The sequence below is a fragment of the Pseudomonas sp. SDT291_1_S447 genome (assembly GCF_054070155.1).
On the sequence record NZ_JBSVXS010000206.1, the window covers coordinates 1 to 5,330 of the forward strand.

The 5,330-nt window shown below is 59.4% G+C and carries 6 protein-coding genes; 3 read left to right on the forward strand and 3 right to left on the reverse strand.

Features of this window, described 5'->3' with window-relative positions:
• The first annotated feature begins 102 nt into the window (after positions 1-102).
• Together ACW9IR_RS28525 and ACW9IR_RS28530 are read left to right on the forward strand one after the other, a co-directional pair.
• Positions 103-1,083 carry a LysR substrate-binding domain-containing protein gene (locus ACW9IR_RS28525; protein WP_457465963.1) on the forward strand — a complete coding sequence of 327 codons (981 nt, stop codon included), beginning with the start codon at positions 103-105 and terminating at the stop codon, positions 1,081-1,083.
• A 192-nt stretch (positions 1,084-1,275) separates the two neighbouring features.
• Positions 1,276-1,794, forward strand: coding sequence for a GNAT family N-acetyltransferase (locus ACW9IR_RS28530; protein WP_102898954.1), 519 nt, complete (start codon positions 1,276-1,278; stop codon positions 1,792-1,794).
• Between the two features lies 1 nt (position 1,795).
• On the opposite strand, the gene ACW9IR_RS28535 is transcribed toward ACW9IR_RS28530, so the two are convergent.
• Positions 1,796-2,488, reverse strand: coding sequence for an aspartate/glutamate racemase family protein (locus ACW9IR_RS28535; protein ID WP_186615530.1), 693 nt, complete (start codon positions 2,486-2,488; stop codon positions 1,796-1,798).
• A 212-nt stretch (positions 2,489-2,700) separates the two neighbouring features.
• Between ACW9IR_RS28535 and ACW9IR_RS28540 the strand changes: the two genes are divergently transcribed.
• Positions 2,701-3,192, forward strand: a complete 492-nt coding sequence (locus tag ACW9IR_RS28540) for a hypothetical protein (RefSeq protein WP_253484253.1) — start codon at positions 2,701-2,703, stop codon at positions 3,190-3,192.
• Positions 3,193-3,383: 191 nt separating this feature from the next.
• Here the strand turns inward: ACW9IR_RS28540 and ACW9IR_RS28545 are convergent, their stop codons facing one another.
• Both ACW9IR_RS28545 and ccoN read right to left on the reverse strand, forming a co-directional pair.
• Positions 3,384-3,602, reverse strand: coding sequence for a CcoQ/FixQ family Cbb3-type cytochrome c oxidase assembly chaperone (locus ACW9IR_RS28545; RefSeq protein ID WP_102898951.1), 219 nt, complete (start codon positions 3,600-3,602; stop codon positions 3,384-3,386).
• Between the two features lie 18 nt (positions 3,603-3,620).
• Entirely contained in the window at positions 3,621-5,048 is a 1,428-nt protein-coding gene (ccoN, locus tag ACW9IR_RS28550) for a cytochrome-c oxidase, cbb3-type subunit I (RefSeq protein WP_311880857.1), read from the reverse strand.
• Positions 5,049-5,330 lie beyond the last annotated feature (282 nt).

The following is a 5,330-nucleotide window of genomic DNA, read 5'->3' on the forward strand; positions in this document are numbered from 1 at the left end:
TCAGGTTAAGAAATGTCGACTGACACACCGCTATCGCGAGCAGGCTCACTCCTACAGGGGAATTGCGTAAAGGCAACTACAAAGATCGACAGGGAGTCATCGATGTCATTCACCGAACCCGCAGGACGACCGGGCACCACCGATTACCACTGGCAACACGACCACAGCGAACCGTGGCTCGCACACGCCGCGACCATCGATGCCGACGTCGCCCAATACTTTCTGGTCAGCGCCCGCTGCGGTTGCTTCATGCAAGCCGCACGCAGCCTCAACGTACGCTCGACCTTGCTGCGCAAACAACTGGCGCAGCTTGAGCAAGAGCTTCAGCACACGCTGTTCAGCTTTCAAGGCAGCGCCTTGAGCCTGACCCGCGAAGGCCAACAATTGCAGGCCAAACTGATAGCGCTGGCCAACGAGCGCAAACTTCCGGTGATCGAACAACCGCTGATTCGCCTCGCCGTCGCCGAATCGATCCTGCACGACATCCTCGGCCGCGACCTGATCGCACTGCTGCGCCGCAACGCCAGCGTGCGCCTGGAAATCATCGCGCTGGACAGTGAACTGTCCCTGCGCGCCGTCAGCGCCGACATCGTGCTGTGGCTGGCCAACGGCGAAACCCCACACCCCGGCCCGACCTTCGCCACCAGCGAACCGCAACCACTGGCGCGCCTCGACTACCTGCCGCACATCGCCAAACGCTACTCCCGCGTTACCGCGCGCCCGGACACCCCTGATGACCTTGCCGACTTCATGCTGGTGCAATGGCAGCATGATCGGCAGATCGACAGTTTTCGGCCGTGGAATGAACTGGTCGAACAGCGGTTGGCCGGGGTGGTGCAGATGCAGTCCTATGAATTGATGCTGGAGATGATTCGCTGTAGCGCTTGCATCGGTTTGTTGCCGGCGTATATGAGCCGGTTTGATCGGGGTCTGATCGCGCTACCGGGATTATTTGAAGAACCTATGCAATTGCAGGCATGGCTGGCCGTCAACGCCGAGTCACAGAATGTGGCTGAAGTGCAGACCCTCACCGACCTCATCCACCACACCTTCAACGAACGCCACGAATGGTTCCAGAGCTGAGGCAATCCTCCTGTGCTCACATTCCCCTGTAGGAGTGAGCCTGCTCGCGATAGCCTTCTGTCAGATTGATCAATATTGACTGACACACCGCTATCGCGAGCAGGCTCACTCCTACAAGTATTTACCTATGGCTGATGTCGTGTTTGGCGGTTTAGAGTGGTCAGCCACACATCGATCCAGGAAGGATCCGCCATGCCCGACCACAACGCCGCCATTCACATCGAACGCTTCAGCGAGTCGCACCTCGAGGCTGTCACTGCGCTCTACAACGAGCGGGCCGTCACCCGGCAGGTGTTGCAGATGCCGTTTCAGTCCGTCGACGTCTGGCGCCAACGGCTGCTGGCGGAAAATGAACGGGTGTTGAAGCTGGTCGCGCTGCATCAGGGCCAGGTCATCGGCCATCTGGGGCTGGAAAACTATTCGCGGATTCGTCGCAGCCACGCCGGCAGCGTCGGTATGGCAGTCGCCGGGGCGTGGCAGGGCAAAGGCGTGGGTTCGAAGCTGTTGGCGGCGGCACTCGACGTTGCCGACAACTGGATGAACCTGCACCGCGTCGAACTCTCGGTTTACGCCGACAACGAGGCCGCCATCGCGCTCTACCGCAAATTCGGTTTCGAGGACGAAGGCCTGTTTCGCGATTACGCGGTGCGCGACGGGCAGTGGGTCGACACCTTGAGCATGGCCCGTCTGCGCAGTCGTCCGAAAACCTGAGTCAGTCGCCCAGGGCGAACGCCACCGCCGACTGCGCATGCAGTTCGGTGGTGTCGAGCAGGGGCAGGGCGCTGTGTTCGGGTTTGAGCAACAGGCCGATTTCCGTGCAACCGAGGATGATCGCCTGCGCGCCACGCGCGGTGAGGGATTCGATCACCCGCTGATAGATTTCTCGCGACTGATCGCTGATCACACCGACGCAGAGTTCGTCGTAGATGATCCGGTGCACGTCCTTGCGCTCTGTTTCGTCCGGCACCAATACGGTCAAACCCTTGGCGACCAGGCGTTGCTTGAGAAAGTCCTGTTCCATCGTGAATGCGGTGCCGAGCAGTCCCACCGTGCGTGCGTCGATCGACAGGGCGGCCTGTGCGGCCGGTTCGGCAATGTGCAGGAACGGAATGCTGATCGCCGCCTGAATCTGTTCGGCAACCTTGTGCATGGTGTTGGTACACAGCACCACGCATTCGGCGCCTCCCGCTTCCAGCCGGCGCGCGGCATCCACCAGAATTGCCGCCGCATCGTCCCAGCGTCCGGCGTGCTGGGCCTGTTCGACTGGGCCGAAGTCGACGCTGTACATCAGCAATTGCGCCGAACGCAACGGGCCGAGACGATCACGGACTTGCTGATTGATGAGTCGATAGTATTCGGCGCTGGATTCCCAGCTCATGCCGCCGATCAGGCCGATGGTGCGCATTGGATGTCCTCAGGCATATGACAGTGTCGAACGTTCAGGTCTGCCCGGAGTTTCCTTTTGTTCAGGGGCCGATGCCAGCAACAAGTGACTGTACTGCTGATCTTTCACCCAAGTGTCATGGTGCTTCATCGGACTTGGTGCAGGTTAAACGTACGCAGCGGCTGGTATCTGCCACTATCGAGTATTGCAAGTCCTTTCCGAGGTACACCGCTATGGACGACGTACAACAATTGGGCGAGATGCTTCGTCATTACGCCGAGAGCGAAGCGCACAAGAAGCAACTGTTCGAAACACAATCGGCGGCATGGGCCACGCGGATTACCGCGCTGTTCGGCGATATTCAGCAATGGCTGGAACCGGTGCAGGCGCCGAATCTGCTGGAGGTGAGTCGTGAGGCTTATGTCGCGTTCGGGCCGAGCACGCCGGTGGAGACCTCGACCTTCAAGACTGAGAAACTGAGCATTGTGATTGCCGGCAAACCGGTGGAGTTCGTGCCGGATGTGATGGGCAGTGCGGGGCAGATTTCGCTTGCGGTGATGGGGCTGACGGCGGCGCGTTATGGCAGCATTTCGTTGGTGGGACTGGCGAATGGTGAGTGGCAGTGGCGCAAGACCAATGGGCTGAAGGATCCGGATACGTTTGTGTTTGATGCAAATTTTCTGGCGCAGCAGTTGCAGAGCCTGATCCCTCGGGATCGTAGTTAAGATCAAGAGCTTACCCCCTCACCCCAGCCCTCTCCCCCAAGGGGGCGAGGGGGAAAGGGAGCCGATTGGGGGACGGCCCGAACCTGAGTTCGACTCGATATTTCAGGTCGGTGTAACCCGAACAAACCACTCGGTCAGTTCCCTCTCCCTCTGGGAGAGGGCTAGGGTGAGGGCACCCCACCTGACACCCCTCACATATCGAGATTGACCCACCCCGGCTTCGCCACCTCCGGCGCCACCGCTTTCACTGTCTTGCCAGTGGCCAGCTCAACCCGCCGCGCCACCTCCGGGTCATCGGCGAACGGCACCATGCTCGCCTCATCCAGACTGTCCGCCGTCTCCCGCCGCAAGCAATACTCCACCGCCAGCCACAGAAACACCACGCCCAACACATTGAAAAAAATATCCATCACATTCGGCTCCCTGCCTCAAGCGATCTGCGCTTCACGATGCGCCAGTGCGACGTCCGCCACCCGCACTGTGCGCCACACGTTGTAAGCCATCAGCAACATACCCGTGAGGAAAAACACCCCGCCAGCAAAGCGCACGATGAATCCCGGATGACTGGCCTGTAGCGCTTCGACAAACGAATAGGTCAGCGTGCCGTCCTCGTTGATCGCCCGCCACATCAGGCCCTGGGTGATGCCGTTGACCCACATCGAGGCGATGTACAGCACGGTGCCAATGGTCGCCAGCCAGAAGTGCAGATTGATCAGCGGCGTGCTGTACATCTGCTCGCGGCCAAAGACTTTCGGCACCATGTGATAAGTCGCACCGAAGGTGATCATCGCCACCCAGCCCAACGCCCCGGCGTGGACGTGGCCGATGGTCCAGTCGGTGTAGTGGGAGAGGGCGTTGACGGTTTTGATCGCCATCATCGGCCCTTCGAACGTCGACATGCCGTAGAACGCTAGCGACAACACCAGAAAGCGCAAAATCGGGTCGGTGCGCAATTTATGCCAGGCGCCGGACAAGGTCATCATGCCGTTGATCATCCCGCCCCAGCTCGGCGCGAGCAGGATCAGGGACATGGCCATGCCCAGTGACTGCGCCCAGTCCGGCAGCGCGGTGTAGTGCAAATGGTGCGGGCCGGCCCAGATGTACAGGGTGATCAGCGCCCAGAAATGCACGATCGACAAACGATACGAATACACCGGCCGATTGACCTGTTTCGGCACGAAGTAATACATCATCCCGAGGAACCCGGTGGTCAGGAAGAAACCCACCGCGTTATGTCCGTACCACCACTGCACCATGGCATCGGTAGCGCCGGAATACACCGGATAGGACTTGAACCAGTCCACCGGAATTGACAGGTGATTGACCACATGCAACATGGCGATCACCAGAATGAACGCGCCGAAAAACCAGTTGCCGACGTAGATGTGCTTGGTCTTGCGCTGCACCACGGTGGTGAAAAACACCACGGCGTAGGCGACCCAGACCACGGCCATCCACACTGCGCCGGAGAATTCGATCTCGGCGTATTCCTTGGTGGTGGTGTAGCCCAGCGGCAGGGTGATCAGCATGATCACGATCACCGATTGCCAGCCCCAGAAGGTGAACGCGGCGAGAGTGTCGGAATACAGCCGCACCTGGCAGGTACGCTGCACGGCGTAGTAACTGGCGGCGAATTGCGCGCTGCCGGCGAAACCGAAAATCACCAGGCTGGTGTGCAGCGGTCGCAGTCGGCCGAAGGTGGTCCACGGCAGGTCCAGATTCATCTCTGGCCAGACCAGTTGCGAGGCGATCAAAACGCCCATTGCCATGCCCACCACACCCCAGAAAATTGTGGCAATGACGAATTGGCGGACGACCTTGTAGTTATAAGCCTGTCCGATTGTTGCTGTACTCATGGTCAGTTCATCCACGGTTGCAAAGTCTTGCCAGGCCACCCGGTCTGGCATGAGCTGCACTGTAGAAACCCCACCAGAAACAAAACAGGCTCAGGAATCCTTGATTTGTGCGGATCAGATTGAAGGGCTGGCTGCGGCGTTCTGCCGCGCCCTGATATGGTTTTTATGACTTCAGGTGAATCTGTAACGTGCTGCGCCGTTCGGCCATAGTCTGGGAAAATCTGTAGGAGTGAGCCTGCTCGCGATAGCGGTGTGTCAGTCAACATCTCAGTTGCCTGACAC